This window comes from Paenibacillus rhizoplanae (genome assembly GCF_042684125.1).
Taxonomy (GTDB): Bacteria; Bacillota; Bacilli; order Paenibacillales; family Paenibacillaceae; genus Paenibacillus_AQ; species Paenibacillus_AQ rhizoplanae.
This window is the reverse complement of sequence record NZ_JBHUKY010000031.1, coordinates 122,240-137,753: the sequence shown is the minus strand read 5'-3', so window position 1 is coordinate 137,753 and position 15,514 is coordinate 122,240. Positions and strand designations below refer to the sequence as shown.

Sequence of the window (15,514 nt, the reverse complement as noted above, 5' to 3'; positions counted from 1 at the left end):
TCTACTGCGAGGAGCAGTTTAAATGAGGGAATTCAATCCTAACAGCGGCCGAAAGTCCAAACATTTCCCGCAGTTACGGCGGACACCGGGCCATGTTACGGATGAAGCGAAGCGTCATCCGCAAAGAGGTTCGTCATACCGGCAAGCCCAAACCGGCAGCCCGGCGCAATATTCAATTATGAAAGGTGATGTGATCCAATTGATCGATCCTAATGTGAAGCAGGACCTGCGTGAAATGGGCAAGAAATTAACCAACCTTAGGGGGTCACTTTGACTTAGACCTGAAGCTGGAGATTATAGCGAACTTTGAAGAGAAAATGGCGGCTCCCGGGTTCTGGGATGATTCTGATCAGGCGCAGAGCGTGATTGGCGAGATGAATGTCGTGAAGTCGGTGGTTGACCAATTCGAGAAGCTCCAACAGGACTATGACGATGCTGCCATGATGGCGGAGCTGGCAGATGAGGAAGGCGACGACGCACTGGCTGATGAGATAGCCGGAACGATCCGCAGTATAAGTGCCCGAGTGGATGAGTTCGAGCTGCAGCTGCTGCTCAATCAGCCTTACGATAAACTGAATGCCATTCTGGAGCTGCATCCGGGGGCAGGCGGTACCGAGTCCCAGGACTGGGGCCAGATGCTGCTGCGCATGTACACACGCTGGGCGGAGAAACGGGGCTTCAAGGTGGATGTGCTTGATTATCTGCCGGGCGATGAAGCAGGGATCAAGAGTGTAACTTTGTTAATTAAAGGCCACAATGTATATGGGTACCTCAAGGCAGAGAAGGGCGTTCACCGGCTGGTGCGCATTTCGCCTTTTGACTCCTCAGGCAGACGGCATACCTCCTTCGTATCCTGCGATGTGGTACCGGAGATTGCAGACGATGTTGAGGTGGATATCCGTACGGAAGATCTGAAGATTGATACGTACCGGGCCAGCGGCGCGGGCGGTCAGCACATCAATACTACGGATTCGGCGGTGCGGATTACGCATATGCCAACCGGCGTGGTGGTCACGTGTCAGAATGAGCGTTCACAGATCAAGAACCGGGAGCAGGCAATGAAGATGCTGCGTTCCAAGCTCTATGAGCGCAAAATTCAGGAGCAGCAGGCACATCTGGACGAGATCCGCGGGGAACAATCCGAGATTGCCTGGGGTAGCCAGATTCGTTCCTATGTGTTCCATCCTTACAGTATGGTGAAGGATCACCGCACCTCTGTAGAGACAGGCAACATTGGAGCGGTAATGGACGGCGATCTGGACGGGTTCATTGACGGCTATCTGCGGAGCCAGATCAAGACGGAAACTGAATAAAGGTAATCCTATTCCTACGCGTCTTCGGAGGTGTAGGAATTTTTGTCTGAACATAAAGGAGTCCGGCCAACCATGCAAAAAATCAATTCACGCAACAAACCTCCGCTTATCCCCCTAAACGGGCCGCTGCGTCATACGGTGGACATTGCGCTAATTCTGATCGGCTCGCTGATCACGGGGCTGGCGTTCAACCTGTTCTTCCTTCCGAACCGGATTGCTTCAGGCGGGGTGTCGGGGCTGTCGGTACTGGCTGAGGCCTGGTTTGGGGCAGAGCCTGCTTTTACCCAGTGGGCGCTTAATATTCCGCTCTTCATTCTCGGCGTGATCTTCCTCGGCAAACAGTACGGCATCCGCTCTCTGCTGGGCAGCTTTGTGCTGCCGCTGTTTATCTTCCTGACGAAGGACGGGCCTGTGCCGACCACGAATCCGCTCCTGGCCTCTATCTATGGAGGAATTGGTGTGGGTCTCGGCCTGGGCCTCGTCTTCCGGGGGCGCGGCTCTACAGGCGGACTGACGATTGCGGCTCAGATTATTCAAAAGCTAACCGGCTTCAGCTTCTCGCTGTCTGTCGTGCTGTTGGATGGTACGGTGATTACCTTGGCGGCTTTTGTGCTGGGGATGGAGCAGGCGATGTACGCACTGATCGGGCTGTTCGTCACCGGCAGGGTGATTAACGCGCTGGAGGTGGGCTTCAGCACCACGAAGGTGGCGTATATTATCTCGGATCACACAGAGGACATCTCGCAGGCGATTCTGAATGATCTGGACCGCGGACTGACCAAGCTCAATGCGCAAGGCGGCTATACCGGTGACAACCGTACGGTGCTGATGGTCGTAGTAGGCCAGAATGAAATTACCAGGCTGAAGGCGATTGTCCGCTCGGTGGACCCGGGGGCATTTGTGATTATTACGGAGGCTCATGAAGTGCTGGGCGAAGGGTTCAAAAGAGAAGCGTAGACTCCCTTAGGGGACTCTGCGCTTTTCTTTTTGCTTGGAACCCTCTGAATAAACTTAACGTAACATGTTGTATTTATATTAATTCGGTCGTATAATAATACATATTTGCAGGACGGTAATGCATGAGCGATAATGATAGAAATGAGAAACGGGAAGCGGGGATGACAGTGACAGGCAAGCTGAGAGCGGCAATTGTCGGATCAACAGGTTATGGGGGCGTGGAGCTGATCAGGCTGCTGCAGGGCCACCCTGATATAGAGATTACTTCAGTGATTTCCTCTTCGAGTGCGGGTGCGCCGATTGAGGAGGGTTTTCCGCATTTAACGGGAGTGGTGCAGCGCAAGCTGGATGGTGTTGATGCAGCAGAGATTGCGAGCCGAGCGGATGTTGTATTCACTGCTACCCCTTCGGGAGTGAGCGCAAAGCTGGTGCCGGGTCTGCTTGCGGCAGGACTCAAGGTTGTCGATCTGTCCGGGGACTTCCGGTTGAAGGATGGCGCGGAGTATGAGCAGTGGTATAAGCACCCGGCTCCTCCAGAAGCTTATCTTAAGCAGGCGGTATACGGTTTATGCGAGGTGTACGGAGAACGTGCGGCCGGAGTGGACTTCATCTCGAATCCGGGATGTTATCCGACAGCTACGCTGCTGGGACTGATTCCTGCACTTGAGGCAGGCTGGATCAAGCCGGACAGCATCATTATTGATGCGAAATCCGGGGTGTCCGGGGCAGGGCGGGGAACGAGCCTGATGGTGCATTTTGCCGAGATGAATGAGAACTTCAAAGCTTACAAAATCAACAAACATCAGCATATCCCGGAAATTGAGCAGGTGCTGACCGATATCGCGGGGGAGAAAGTAACGGTAACGTTCACTACGCATCTGGTGCCGATGACCCGGGGGATTATGACTACGATGTATGCCGGATTGATTGGCGAACACAGCGAGCAGGATCTGGTGGAATTATACCGTAACTATTATGCAGGCCGACCGTATGTGCGGGTGCGTGAGCCCGGTGTGGTTCCGGCGACGAAGGAAGTCAGCGGATCGAATTACTGTGATATCGGCTTTGCCACAGACGCGCGTACCGGACGGGTTACCATTGTGTCGGTTATCGACAATATCGTTAAGGGCGCCGCAGGGCAAGCGATTCAGAACCTCAATTTGATGATGGGATGGGAGGAAACCCGCGGGCTTGGTTACACACCAGTGTATCCATAAGCGCAAGCGGTCAAACAATATCATGAGTGAGCAACCACTATATACCGTCGTAGAAGGCGGAAGTATTACTGCACCTAAGGGCTTCACCTCCGGTGGTCTGCACTGCGGTCTCAAAAAAACAGAGCGCAATGACCTTGCAGCGATTCTCTGTGAGGTGCCGGCTACGGCGGCTGCGGTGTATACGACCAATGTGTTTCAGGCGGCTCCGCTGAAGGTTACGAGGGAGAGTCTGGCGGACGGGACGCTGCAGGCGGTGATCGTGAACAGCGGCAATGCCAATGCCTGTACAGGGGATCAGGGCGAGGCGGATGCGTATGAGATGCGTGCGGCTGCTGCCCGTTATTTGGGCGTGAATGAGCTGGATGTCGCTGTCGCTTCCACGGGTGTGATCGGGGAGCTGCTGAAGATGGACTGTGTGCGCAGCGGGATTGCCGGATTGCCGGAGAAGCTGGACGCGGGCGCTGCCGGTGCGGAGGAATTCAGCCAGGCGATTCTAACCACGGATCTGGTCAAAAAAGAAAGCTGTGTCAAAGTAACGGTAGGCGGGACTGATGTTACCATTGCGGGAGCTGCGAAGGGTTCCGGGATGATTCACCCGAACATGGCGACGATGCTGGGCTTCATGACCACCGATGTGCTCATTGACGGCGAGGATTTGCTCAGCCTGCTGCGAAGCGCGACCAACACTACTTTTAATATGATTACTGTTGATGGTGATACCAGTACGAATGATATGCTGGTCACGATGGCCAGCGGACTTGCCGGCAATGAGAAGCTGACGCGTCTGCATGCGGACTGGGAAGCTTTTGCAGCTGCGTTCACCTATGTGTGCCAGAGTCTGGCCATGGCGATTGCCCGTGACGGCGAAGGGGCCACGAAGCTGATTGAGGTGCAGGTGAACGGGGCGGTGCATGATGAGGCTGCGGCGGCGATTGCCAAGACGGTGGTCGGCTCAAGCCTGGTGAAGTCGGCGATCTTCGGTGCGGATGCCAATTGGGGGCGGATTATCGCGGCTGTAGGGCGCGCGGGCGTTCCGGTATCGCCGGAGCGGGTAGATATTAAGCTGGGTGAGATCGAGGTGCTGCGCGGATCGCGTCCGGTGGCTTTTGATGAGGAGCAGGCGCTGCATTATCTGCAAAAAAGCGATACCGTGCTGATCACGGTAACCTTGTCGGACGGCAGCGGGCAGGCTACAGCCTGGGGCTGTGACCTGACTTATGATTATGTGCGGATTAACGCGGCTTACCGCACGTAATCTGTGCAGAGGCGTGTAGAAGCTTGTACAGAGGGGGCAGGGAGATGACGTTAGAACCGATAGAGTCTCAGGCGCAGGCGGGGGCCTCCGGGTTGTTCGTGATGAAATGCGGCGGTAGTACGCTGGCGGCGCTGCCGGATTCGTTCTTCGTGGATCTGCGGGAGCTGCAGCTCAGCGGGAACCAGCCTGTCATTGTCCATGGCGGCGGCCCGGCGATCTCCGGCAATCTGGAGAAGCTCGGCATTGAGAGCCGCTTCGTGAACGGCCTGCGGGTAACGACGGAAGAGGTGCTGGATGTGGTCGAGATGACCCTGTCCGGCAGCATCAACAAGGCGATTGTCCGGCGTATTCAGGCCAGCGGGGGACAGGCGCTCGGAGTATCGGGCGTGGACGGTAATCTGATTACGGCGCGTCCGGTGGCTAACCATCATGAAGTCGGTCTGGTGGGAGAGGTAAGCGGAGTCCAGGCAGAGATTGTGACGGGTATCCTGGCGATGGGCTATATTCCGGTTATTGCACCAGTAGGCGTAGATGGCGATGGCCAGCGGTACAACATCAATGCAGATACTGCCGCCGGAGCGGTGGCTTCTTATATAGGGTCACCGAGCATGATCGTGGTTACGGATGTGCCGGGCATTATGCGGACGGTGGACGGGGAGAAGGTCGTGCTTCCGTCCGTAACGGTGGCGCAGATCGAAGCGCTGATTGAGAACGGTGAAATCTACGGCGGAATGATTCCCAAGGTGCGTGCCGCCATGGACTGCATCCAGGGTCAGGTGTCCGAGGTTATTGTTGTAGACGGCAAAGAGCCGCGTGTACTCAGCCGGGTGCTGAAGGGCGAAGCGCTGGGGACGCGGATTGTCCGTTAGGAAATGCAGCAGACAGGGCAGAAAGACGTTCTGAGAGGTATCCTTAGTTTCGTAGCAGAGTGACAAGCAAATTAGACGCGCTGACGGGAAGCCGGCAGCAGCATGGTGGGAGAGTGACTAAGAATGAGTGAGCTTACGCAAACGGACAAGAATTCTTTGACAGAGGCGCCGCAGGGACGTTCAGCGGAAACGCAGGGACAGGAGGCTGCTTCTGCTCCGGCCAAGCTGAGTGCGATATTCCCGTCTTACGCCAGATATGATCTCAGTCTGGTCAAGGGCAAAGGCAGCTGGGTCTGGGACGATCAGGGCAACAAGTACCTGGACTTCATGTGCGGACTTGCGGTAACGAGCCTGGGCCATGCGCCGGAGAAGGTCGGTGCGAAGCTAAAGGAGCAGATTGATACACTGTGGCATGTCTCGAACCTGTTCCACATTCCGGGACAGGAGCGGGTGGCTACGCTGCTCACCGAGAATAGCTGTGCGGATCAGGTCTTCTTCTGCAACAGCGGAGCGGAAGCGAATGAAGCGGCCATCAAGCTGGCGCGCCGGTATCATCAGAAGGTGCAGGGTGTGGACCGTTATGAAGTCATTACGTTCGAGCAGTCCTTCCATGGACGTACGCTGGCTACACTGACAGCCACTGGACAGGCAAAGGTCAAGGAAGGCTTCCTGCCGCTTCCGGCAGGCTTCAAGACCGTTCCTCTCCATGATCTGGAGGCGCTGAAGGCAGCGATTACAGAGCATACAGCGGCGATCATGCTGGAGATGGTGCTGGCTGAGGGCGGCGTCCTTGAGGTGCAGCAGGAATTCCTGGATGCAGTAGTGGCACTGTGCAAGGAACACGGACTACTGCTCATCGTGGACGAAGTGCAGACCGGCATGGGCCGTACGGGCAAGCTGTTCGCTCATCAGCATTACGGCATTGAGCCGGACATCTTCACCTTAGCCAAAGGCGTAGCCAGCGGCTTCCCGGCTGGTGTGATGCTCGGCAAAGGCTATCTGCGCGAGGCCTTCAGCCCGGGCAGCCACGCCAGTACCTTCGGCGGTACCCCGCTGGCGGCAGCGGTGATGGAAGCGACCATTGAGACCATGCTCGAAGACAAGCTGCCCCAGCGGGCTGCGGAGATGGGCGAATACTTAAGCGGACAGCTCAGAGCGAAGCTGGCGGACACTTCTTTTGTGAAGGAGATTCGCGGCAAAGGCTTGCTGATCGGCATTGAATGCCAGGAGCCGGTAGCCGAGATCGTTCTCGCCGGACAAAAGCGCGGACTGCTGTTTGTTCAAGCTGGCCCGGATGTGATCCGGCTGCTGCCTAATCTGTATGTCAGCACAGCCGAGATTGATCAGGCGGTGGACATCCTATCGGAACTAATTCATACTTATGCTAACAAAGTAAGCGGGGAGGCAAATTCATGAGTCACGGTACACCAGGCGTTACAGACAAGATTTCCGCACAGCTCAAAGGCCGTGATTTATTGGAGCTGAATGATTACAGCCCGGAGGAAATCACGTATTTGATTGACCTCGCGATTGAGCTGAAGCGCAAGCAGAAGAACAGTGAGGTCTACCAGCCGCTGCTGGGGAAGACGATCGGCCTTATTTTTGAGAAATCCTCTACCCGTACACGGGTATCATTTGAAGTAGGCATGTATCAGCTTGGCGGTCATGCGCTATTCCTCAGCAAAAATGACATCCAGCTCGGACGCGGCGAGACGGTTGGTGATACGGCCCAGGTCATGTCGCGTTATCTGGACGGTATCATGATCCGTACGTTCGGACATGATAAAGTGGAAGATTTGGCCCGGTATGCCTCAGTGCCTGTAATCAACGGCCTCAGCGATCTTGCGCATCCCTGCCAGGTGCTGGCGGACTACCAGACGGTATACGAGCACAAGGGCAAGCTGAAGGGCCTGAAGCTGGCATACATCGGCGACGGCAATAATATGGCCCATTCTCTGCTGATCGGCGGCGCCAAGCTGGGTGTGCATGTCTCTATCTCCGGACCTGAGGGCTACGAGCCGGATGAGGCTGTCGTGGCCGAGGCACGTGAGATCGCCAAGGAGACAGGCTCGGTCATCACTGTGACCCGCAGCCCGCAGGAGGCGGTACAGGACGCAGATGTGATCTACACGGATGTCTGGGCGAGCATGGGCTTCGAGGCCGAGCAGCTGGCGCGTGAAGCAGCGTTCAAGGACTACCAGGTCAACGAAGAGCTGGTAAAAGGTGCGAAGAGTGATTATCTGTTCCTGCACTGCCTGCCGGCCCACCGTGAAGAAGAGGTCAGCACCGGCGTGATCGACGGCCCGAACTCCGTGATCTTCGATCAGGCGGAGAACCGCCTGCATGCGCAGAAGGCGCTGATGGCGGCTTTGATGGGCTAGATGTTGGTGGAGCCTAGCAGAGCATCAGGAGCACAGAAATGAGTTAATTCCATGAATGCGGTAAGGTATGAAGTTGCGTTGTAAGCGGACATTTAGAGATAAGTGTATTCCATGCAATTAAAAACAGTGAGAAGCAAGGATTTCCTCCTCTAACTGTAGTCTATACAACTAAATCTGCCCGAATGGGCGAGAATTCAGGTATAGAGGCATTTTAATTGCACGAACTACACCTAAACACGCATTACGCGTTATATCAGACGATTTAGTTGTACGGATTGCAATTAAGTCCATCATTTGCACTTTAATCGGGCACAGCCAACCCTCAGCAAGAGCTGGGTTGAAGTAATTTAATTATATATACACAACACATATATAGGATCAACGGGAACTTAAATAAGAGGGTTGGGAGGATCGGAAGGGAATTTTGGAACTGTAGGAGCGTGAGCATCCGCCTTTGTCTACGGATTTCAACCGCGAAGAGCGGTATAAATCAAGAAATCTGTAGACAACAGCGGCCGGAAGTCCAAATATTCTCTGTAGTGACGTCCAAAACCCGTTTATGATGTTGCAGTTTATCTTATAACCTCCCACACCGAAAGGAAGCTAAACACCCCATGCCAAAAGAAAAAATTGTACTCGCCTATTCCGGCGGGCTGGATACCTCAGTCATTCTGAAATGGCTGAAAGAAACGTATGATGCGGAGATTATTGCTTTTACAGCGGATATTGGTCAAAAAGAGGAATTGGACGGTCTGGAGGAAAAAGCACTAGCAACCGGCGCATCCAAAGTCTACATCGATGATCTGCGCGACGAGTTCGCGAATGACTTCATCTACCCGATGTTCCAGTCGGGCGCACTCTATGAGGGACAATATCTGCTGGGTACCAGCATTGCCCGTCCGCTGATCGCCAAGCGTATGGTGGATATCGCCATCGCCGAAGGCGCTACCGCCATTGCCCATGGAGCTACCGGCAAAGGGAACGACCAGGTGCGTTTTGAACTTAATGCCGCTGCGTTGTCACCGAGCATTAAGGTAATTGCGCCTTGGCGTCTGGAAGAGTTCCGCAACCAATTCCCGGGCCGTGCCGAGATGATCGCTTACGCCGAAGCCAACGGTATTCCGGTACAAGCCTCAGCAGCTAAGCCGTACTCAATGGACCGCAATCTGCTGCATATCAGCTATGAGAGCGGCGTGCTGGAAGATCCTTGGTTCGATCCAAGCGCACCGGAGAACAAGGAAATGTTCCTGCTCTCGAATGCGCCGGAGGATGCGCCGGACGAGGCGGAATATCTGGAGCTGGACTTCCTCAAAGGTGACTGCGTAGCGCTGAACGGCGAAGCGTTATCTCCGCTGCAAGTGATGGAGAAGCTGAATGAGCTGGGCGGCAAGCATGGGATCGGACGCGTGGATATGGTCGAGAACCGTTTTGTCGGCATGAAGAGCCGCGGTGTGTATGAGACTCCGGGCGGAACGATTCTGTTCACGGCTCACCGCAAAATGGAATCGATCACCATGGACCGTGAAGTGATGAACCTGCGTGACAGCCTGATCACCCGTTACAGCACGCTGGTGTATAACGGCTTCTGGTTCGCGCCGGAGCGGATTGCGATGCAGGCCCTGGTGAAGGAGAGCCAGAAGAATGTGACCGGTACGGTACGCGTGAAGCTCTACAAGGGCAACATCATCGGCGCCGGAGTCAAGAGTCCGGTCAGCCTGTACAACCCGGATATCGCCACCATGGAGGCAGATCCTACCCAGGCCTACGACCAGGGCGATGCGACCGGCTTCATCCGTCTGAATGCCTTGCGTCTGAAGGTATCGGCAGGCGTAGCGGAATCCAATAAGTAGCAGCATATAAAAGCGGACACAAGAAGGCCGTTCCTCCCAACCGGACAGGGGCGGCCCTTCTAACGTCCATCGAGGAGGAACAACAGGTGAGCAAGCTGTGGGGCGGACGTTTTACCAAAGGAACGAACAAGCTGGTAGAGGAATATACGGCTTCTATCGAGTTCGATAAAGTGCTGGCAGAAGAGGATGTGCAGGGCAGTCTGGCACATGTCACGATGCTGGGCAAATGCGGAATTCTACCGCAGGAGGATGTCGAGACGATCAAGAATGGGCTCGCGAAGGTGCTGGACAAGGTACGTGCGGGAGAGATCGTGTTCTCGGTTGCCGATGAAGATATCCACATGAATATTGAAAAGAACCTGATCGAAGAGATCGGCCCGGTCGGCGGTAAGCTGCACACCGGCCGCAGCCGTAACGATCAGGTAGCTACGGATATGCACCTCTACTTGCGTAACCGCGTGGTGGAGCTGGTAGCGCTGCTGCATGAGCTGCAGGGTGCGCTGATCGGGCAGGCCAAGGATAACCTGGAGACCATCGTTCCGGGATATACCCACCTGCAGCGGGCACAGCCGATTCTGTTCGCGCATCATCTGCTGGCCTACGTATCGATGTTCCGCCGCGATGCGGAGCGCCTGACGGACAGCTACAAGCGGATTAATGTGCTGCCGCTGGGTGCCGGGGCGCTGGCGGGAACGACGTTCCCGATTGACCGCCACTTCGTGGCCGAGCAGCTTGGCTTCGACGGGGTCTATGAGAACAGTCTGGATGCAGTCAGTGACCGCGACTTCATCGTGGAGTTCCTGGCGAATGCTTCGCTGGTGATGACTCACCTGTCCCGTCTTAGCGAAGAGCTGGTGCTGTGGAGCAGCACCGAATTCAGCTTCGTGGAGCTGGACGATGCCTTCTGCACCGGCAGCAGCATCATGCCGCAGAAGAAGAACCCGGATGTACCGGAGCTGGTACGCGGCAAAACCGGCCGTGTCTACGGCAACCTGATCGGACTCCTGACTGTGCTGAAGTCACTTCCGCTGGCCTATAACAAGGACATGCAGGAAGATAAGGAAGGCATGTTCGATACCGTAGCTACCCTTACAGGGGCTTTGCAGCTGTTCGCACCGATGATCTCCACCATGACGGTGAACAAGGCGCGGATGCGCGAAGCGGTGAATACCGACTTCTCCAACGCGACCGATATCGCCGACTTCCTGGTAGGCAAAGGCCTGCCGTTCCGTCAGGCGCATGAGGTGATCGGCAAGACAGTCCTGTATTGCATCAACGAGGGCAAGTTCCTGCTGGATCTGACGTTGGACGAATTCAAGCAGTTCTCCCCGCTGTTCGACGACCAGATCTATGCGGTGCTCCAGCCCGAGGCTGTTGTGAACGCACGTAATGTTTACGGCGGTACCGCCACGGTTCAGGTGCAGGCCGCCATCGGCCGGGCCGAAGCGGACCTGACGGCTGCGGGTGAATGGGTGAAGCAGCATGGACATGCTGTGGAGTAAGACTAGTAGAGCCTGAAGGCGAAACTAGAGGATAAACGAAAGACTGTCTCTACTCAGCATCGGTTAGATGCGGTAGGACAGTCTTTTTTTGAGCGATAATAAGGTTATATTCTCCGCACCCCAGTAGAAGCTTACGGGAATGATCCGTATCCGCTTACAATCTGGAAGATTCTACTTGCTTAGCGGCAGCCACTTCAGCACATCGCGGATCTTGGTATCCCAATACCCCCACTCATGCTGGCCCGGCCCCTCCTCATAAGTTAGAGACAGCTTGGTCTTGGCGCAGGCCTTACGGAAGACCTGATTGTCCTCATAGAGGAAATCCTCGGTGCCACAGCACTGATAGAGCAGCGGCTTCGGCCCTTTGGAGCGGTTAACCTCCTGAAGCAGCCACAGCAGGTCTTCTGGAGTGCCTGTAATGTCCTTGTCTCCAAAAACCTGCAGATAATCCTTGGATTTCTGTGCTGAATCTTCAAAGTTCAAGTAATTATGCGCCATATCGAGTGCTCCCGACAGACTCGCCGCAGCAGCCCAGTTCTCAGGCTTGCGCAGCCCCAGCTTCATCGCCCCATAACCGCCCATCGACAGCCCTGCTACGAAGTTATCCTCACGTTTTGGAGACAGGGGGAAGAAGGAACGGGCCAGCGCCGGTAATTCCTCACTGATAAACGTCCAATACTGTCCGCCTGCCTTCATATCCGTGTAGAAGCTGCGGTGTACCTGCGGCATAACTACGGCGATACCCATCTCCGCCACATAACGCTCAATCGAAGTCCGGCGGAGCCAGATCGAATCATCATCAGACAGGCCGTGCAGCAGGTACAGGGTGGGGTGTAAGGTCCCTTTGGAGACATTGCTCATTCCGATCTGCGTAGTGGTCTGCTGCGGCAGAATGACAGTCATCGAAGTACTGAGCCCCAGCACCTCCGAATAAAATTTACATTCAATCAAAGCCATTTACGTATCCCCTTTCTGCCCACATGATAGCACAGCCCCCACCTGATATAAATTGTAGATTTCTCCAGATTTATTGTCCGCAAGCATTGCTGCTGCCGGAGGAGAAAGAATATAATGGAAGTAGGTAGAAAGATTCATAGAAATACGCAAGGACACAGGACTGAAGACATGGATGTACTCCGACCAGCGGGTGAGAGAAGCCAATATTCTGCTGCGCGGGAACTATCCATAATTGAATCCAATAGAGTATAGGGAGCGAACACAATGTCCTGGAAAGACCCATGGAACCGCAGCCGCGAGCGGGGCAAGGAAGCGGGCTTCACCTTGATCGAGGTGCTGGCCGCCATCGTCATTTTGTCGATAGTGTCCCTGGTGCTGACCTCCTACTTCACCCACGCGCTATCCTACTCCAAATCCAACCAGAACAAGACGATCATGGTCAATCTGGCGCGGAACGCTTTGTTTTATATGGAGAAGCAGGATTTTGAAGCGATGAGCAAATATTTCAATGTAAATGATACAAGCCCCAACGCTGCACACCCTAGTATTGAAGCAAAGCAGTGTACAAGTACTTCTTGTATGTATAACAATGATGATTTCATTAATTCGGCGGTGCTGCCTGAAGTGCTGAATCCGGTAATTAATAATATTCTCTATCAGGTGAAGATAACGTACCAAGCAGAGTTGTATCGGGACATGCTGAGGGGGGGAGACATCCGCAAACAGGAAATGGCTCCTTATCTGATCCCTGTACAGGTAGAGGTCACCGGCCCGGGCGGCCCGAGTGCGAATACAGCCAGCATGATAGTGGAGGGTTATATTACTGATGAGAAGATACGTTGAGTGCCTAAAATCGCAGCAGGGCTTCACACTGATTGAGCTGATCGCCGCCATAACTATATTTTCAATGGTAGTGGGCATTATCTCCATGGTGACTATGTTTGGATTCCGCAGCTATCATAAAATAACTATTGAGAATTCACTTAGAGATGAAGCAGACATCATTATGTCTTCGATTATAAATGAGTTATACATATTTGCTCCTGAGCGAGTAGAGAGAACTAATGACGGAATTTTGCTAAAAAAGAAAAAAAGCGATACCGACTCTACGCTTGAAGTGGTTAAGATCGCCTTCACTCAGGGGAAACTGGTCATTGCTGCTGAAGCGGATGCGCCTTCTAATGACTCCCGGACAACAGTGAAATCAGACCTGACAGGTTCACTCATTTCTTCGGCGACACCTGACGGAAGATTTTGTACCGGTACATCTCCTTGTGATAGCGGACTGATTGAAATTACGCTCGAATTGGCTCAGAAGTATGATGGCAGGGATTACACCATGGAAATGAAAAGTAAATTTGGATTTTAGGAGGACACCGTCATGCCTGGAGCTGGACCGTCACTGTGCCAATTGGGGATTGAGAGACTGAAGGGATTCGCCAGACGCTTCCGGGAAGAACGGGGTTCTGCCCTGGTGCTGGTTATGTTTATTGTGCTGCTCCTGACCATTCTGGGGTTGAGTGTGCTTACTGCTGCCGTTGGAGGCGCTCAGCGTACAGAGACGCGTAAGAATGATGTGCAGAGCCTGCATCTGGCGGAGAAGACATTGGACGAAGCAGTGGCCTACATTACATCTAGTTTGAATAAAAGAGTAGCGGCGAGTGTAGATATGAGCCAAGCAGAGGTGGATGCTGCAATTAAGGGCTTCTTGAGTAATCTCAAGAGTATGAATAACCCGGAGGAGACTGGCAATCCTAGTGCACTATTTGCCAGCACCGACCTTCATCAGTCCGACGGGGGGAAGGCAATCGGTACCATAGTAGATATTACTGAACCTATCACCACTGAGCAGGGGCAGTCCGTTAGCTACACCGTGACCCTCACAGCTCAAGCGGAGGTCAATGGAGTGGTGCGCAAATTAAAACAAAATGTGGTAGTTGATACCTATCCTGATTTTCTGAAGTATACACTGGGCTCAGAGAACAATCTGATAATCAATGGATCGCCTTATATTAAAGGGAACATCTATGCAGGGAATAGGCTGGAAATCAGCGATACTGCTTACTATACGTATTTGGACCAACGTTCATTTTTATCTACACCCTTCGAGCTAGACGGCGAGGCGCATGTGCAATCTCTTGACAAGCTCGTTTATAAGGCACAAGACAGGAAGGAGTTGACGGGCAATGAGGTTACAGAAGCAAGTATTATTTCAGCAGATAAAGTGAAAATCAAAAGCCATCGCAGCTTTGTAGAAGTAAATGTTAAATCCTCTTTTATTGATAAGGTTCAGGAGGCTGTAGGCACTGGGGCCAGTAGACAATCTATTCTGGACAACATGAATAATCACAGTTTGGCTGCCTATCTTACTAGCAATTATGAAGCTATATTTGATCATACTGTGCTGCCTCCTAAACCAGATCCGGCAGATACCACAGAGGAAGGGATACAGGCCCTAGAGGAATATGCTAAGGCGGTTAATATTCTTACTAATCCTAAGAAATCACTAGTTTATGCAGGTGACTTAACAATAGATGGAACAGAACTGACAGGGATCAACTACACGCAAAAGACAAGCTCAGCTTATCCCGATGCCAAGCATTACTGGTACATTATTGACGGTAATTTAACTATTGATAATTATGGTGGTCCAACTCCCATTGACATACGTGCCAATATTTTGGTTACGGGTAAAGTTCAGATCAGAGGGAAGGTACGGTTTGACTCCACCATTTTTGCTCTGAAGGAATCAAATGTCCCCAACGGCGGAGAAGATTTCACCACAGTTGTAGAGGATGCCTTTATTGAAGGATTGAATGGGAAAGAATTGGTCTTAATGTCCCAGGGGCAGATTTTAATTAACCGGCTCGCAGCTTTTGATAATACAGAACCCGCTCCACTGGCTGCGTTCTTTTATACCGATTCTGATGCCCAGTTGTACGGGGTAGGGTCTATCTTTTCCCTTATAGGTGGCTTCTTTGCCAAGGGGGATTTAACGATTAATGCAGTTCGCGGCACAGCACTCCGTGGAGACTCGGACATTAACATACAAGGCAATAATAGCTTAATCCGATTCAAGGCTATCTACAACGATCGGATATTTACGGATCAGCAGGCGGGGCTTCCCCGCGTCAAAGCTGTGAATATTCGGGTGGGAGATTTGAGGTTAGAATAGTTAAATAGGTCTAAGATTCTAGGAAGTAAAAAGAAAAC

Annotated in this window: 14 protein-coding genes; 13 read left to right on the top strand and 1 reads right to left on the bottom strand. The window is 53.3% G+C overall.

Annotated features, from left to right (window positions below):
* Window positions 1-22 precede the first annotated feature (22 nt).
* The 10 genes from ACFSX3_RS18055 (at window position 23) to argH (ending at window position 11,344) form a co-directional block, all read left to right on the top strand.
* Window positions 23-274, top strand: coding sequence for a hypothetical protein (locus ACFSX3_RS18055; RefSeq protein WP_036721230.1), 252 nt, complete (start codon window positions 23-25; stop codon window positions 272-274).
* A protein-coding gene (gene prfB, locus ACFSX3_RS18050) for a peptide chain release factor 2 (protein ID WP_379258558.1) occupies window positions 179-1,313 on the top strand; the annotation gives its coding sequence in 2 pieces (ribosomal slippage) (window positions 179-271 and window positions 273-1,313; 1,134 coding nt in all). The genes ACFSX3_RS18055 and prfB overlap by 96 nt, the downstream gene beginning before the upstream one ends.
* Window positions 1,314-1,385: 72 nt before the next feature.
* Entirely contained in the window at window positions 1,386-2,270 is an 885-nt protein-coding gene (locus tag ACFSX3_RS18045) for a YitT family protein (RefSeq protein WP_209988837.1), read from the top strand.
* A gap of 161 nt (window positions 2,271-2,431) precedes the next feature.
* Window positions 2,432-3,487: an N-acetyl-gamma-glutamyl-phosphate reductase gene (argC, locus tag ACFSX3_RS18040; RefSeq protein ID WP_209989367.1), complete on the top strand. Its 1,056-nt coding sequence runs from the start codon at window positions 2,432-2,434 to the stop codon at window positions 3,485-3,487.
* Between the two features lie 22 nt (window positions 3,488-3,509).
* Window positions 3,510-4,742, top strand: coding sequence for a bifunctional ornithine acetyltransferase/N-acetylglutamate synthase (gene argJ / locus ACFSX3_RS18035; RefSeq protein ID WP_209988834.1), 1,233 nt, complete (start codon window positions 3,510-3,512; stop codon window positions 4,740-4,742).
* Window positions 4,743-4,786: 44 nt separating this feature from the next.
* A complete protein-coding gene (argB, locus tag ACFSX3_RS18030) occupies window positions 4,787-5,611 on the top strand; it encodes an acetylglutamate kinase (protein WP_209988832.1) in 825 nt (274 codons plus the stop codon).
* Between the two features lie 123 nt (window positions 5,612-5,734).
* Entirely contained in the window at window positions 5,735-7,027 is a 1,293-nt protein-coding gene (locus ACFSX3_RS18025; RefSeq protein ID WP_379254680.1) for an aspartate aminotransferase family protein, read from the top strand.
* Window positions 7,024-7,992: an ornithine carbamoyltransferase gene (gene argF, locus ACFSX3_RS18020; RefSeq protein WP_209988829.1), complete on the top strand. Its 969-nt coding sequence runs from the start codon at window positions 7,024-7,026 to the stop codon at window positions 7,990-7,992. Before ACFSX3_RS18025 ends, argF begins: the two co-directional genes overlap by 4 nt.
* 614 nt (window positions 7,993-8,606) lie before the next feature.
* On the top strand, window positions 8,607-9,842 hold the full coding sequence (locus ACFSX3_RS18015; RefSeq protein ID WP_036694693.1) for an argininosuccinate synthase: 1,236 nt from the start codon (window positions 8,607-8,609) through the stop codon (window positions 9,840-9,842).
* A gap of 86 nt (window positions 9,843-9,928) precedes the next feature.
* Window positions 9,929-11,344: an argininosuccinate lyase gene (argH, locus tag ACFSX3_RS18010; protein WP_209988826.1), complete on the top strand. Its 1,416-nt coding sequence runs from the start codon at window positions 9,929-9,931 to the stop codon at window positions 11,342-11,344.
* Between the two features lie 171 nt (window positions 11,345-11,515).
* Here the strand turns inward: argH and ACFSX3_RS18005 are convergent, their stop codons facing one another.
* Window positions 11,516-12,301 (bottom strand): alpha/beta hydrolase, encoded by a 786-nt coding sequence (locus ACFSX3_RS18005; RefSeq protein WP_209988823.1) that lies wholly within the window; start codon window positions 12,299-12,301, stop codon window positions 11,516-11,518.
* A gap of 264 nt (window positions 12,302-12,565) precedes the next feature.
* On the opposite strand from ACFSX3_RS18005, the gene ACFSX3_RS18000 reads away from it, so the two are divergent.
* From ACFSX3_RS18000 to ACFSX3_RS17990, 3 genes are read left to right on the top strand one after another with little or no spacing between them, the layout of a single operon-like run.
* Window positions 12,566-13,144 (top strand): prepilin-type N-terminal cleavage/methylation domain-containing protein, encoded by a 579-nt coding sequence (locus ACFSX3_RS18000; protein WP_209988820.1) that lies wholly within the window; start codon window positions 12,566-12,568, stop codon window positions 13,142-13,144.
* Window positions 13,128-13,670 carry a PilW family protein gene (locus tag ACFSX3_RS17995; protein ID WP_209988816.1) on the top strand — a complete coding sequence of 181 codons (543 nt, stop codon included), beginning with the start codon at window positions 13,128-13,130 and terminating at the stop codon, window positions 13,668-13,670. The genes ACFSX3_RS18000 and ACFSX3_RS17995 overlap by 17 nt, the downstream gene beginning before the upstream one ends.
* A 12-nt stretch (window positions 13,671-13,682) precedes the next feature.
* The gene (locus ACFSX3_RS17990) at window positions 13,683-15,476 is read left to right on the top strand and encodes a hypothetical protein (protein WP_209988813.1); all 1,794 of its coding nucleotides are present in this window, start codon (window positions 13,683-13,685) and stop codon (window positions 15,474-15,476) included.
* Window positions 15,477-15,514: the final 38 nt, after the last annotated feature.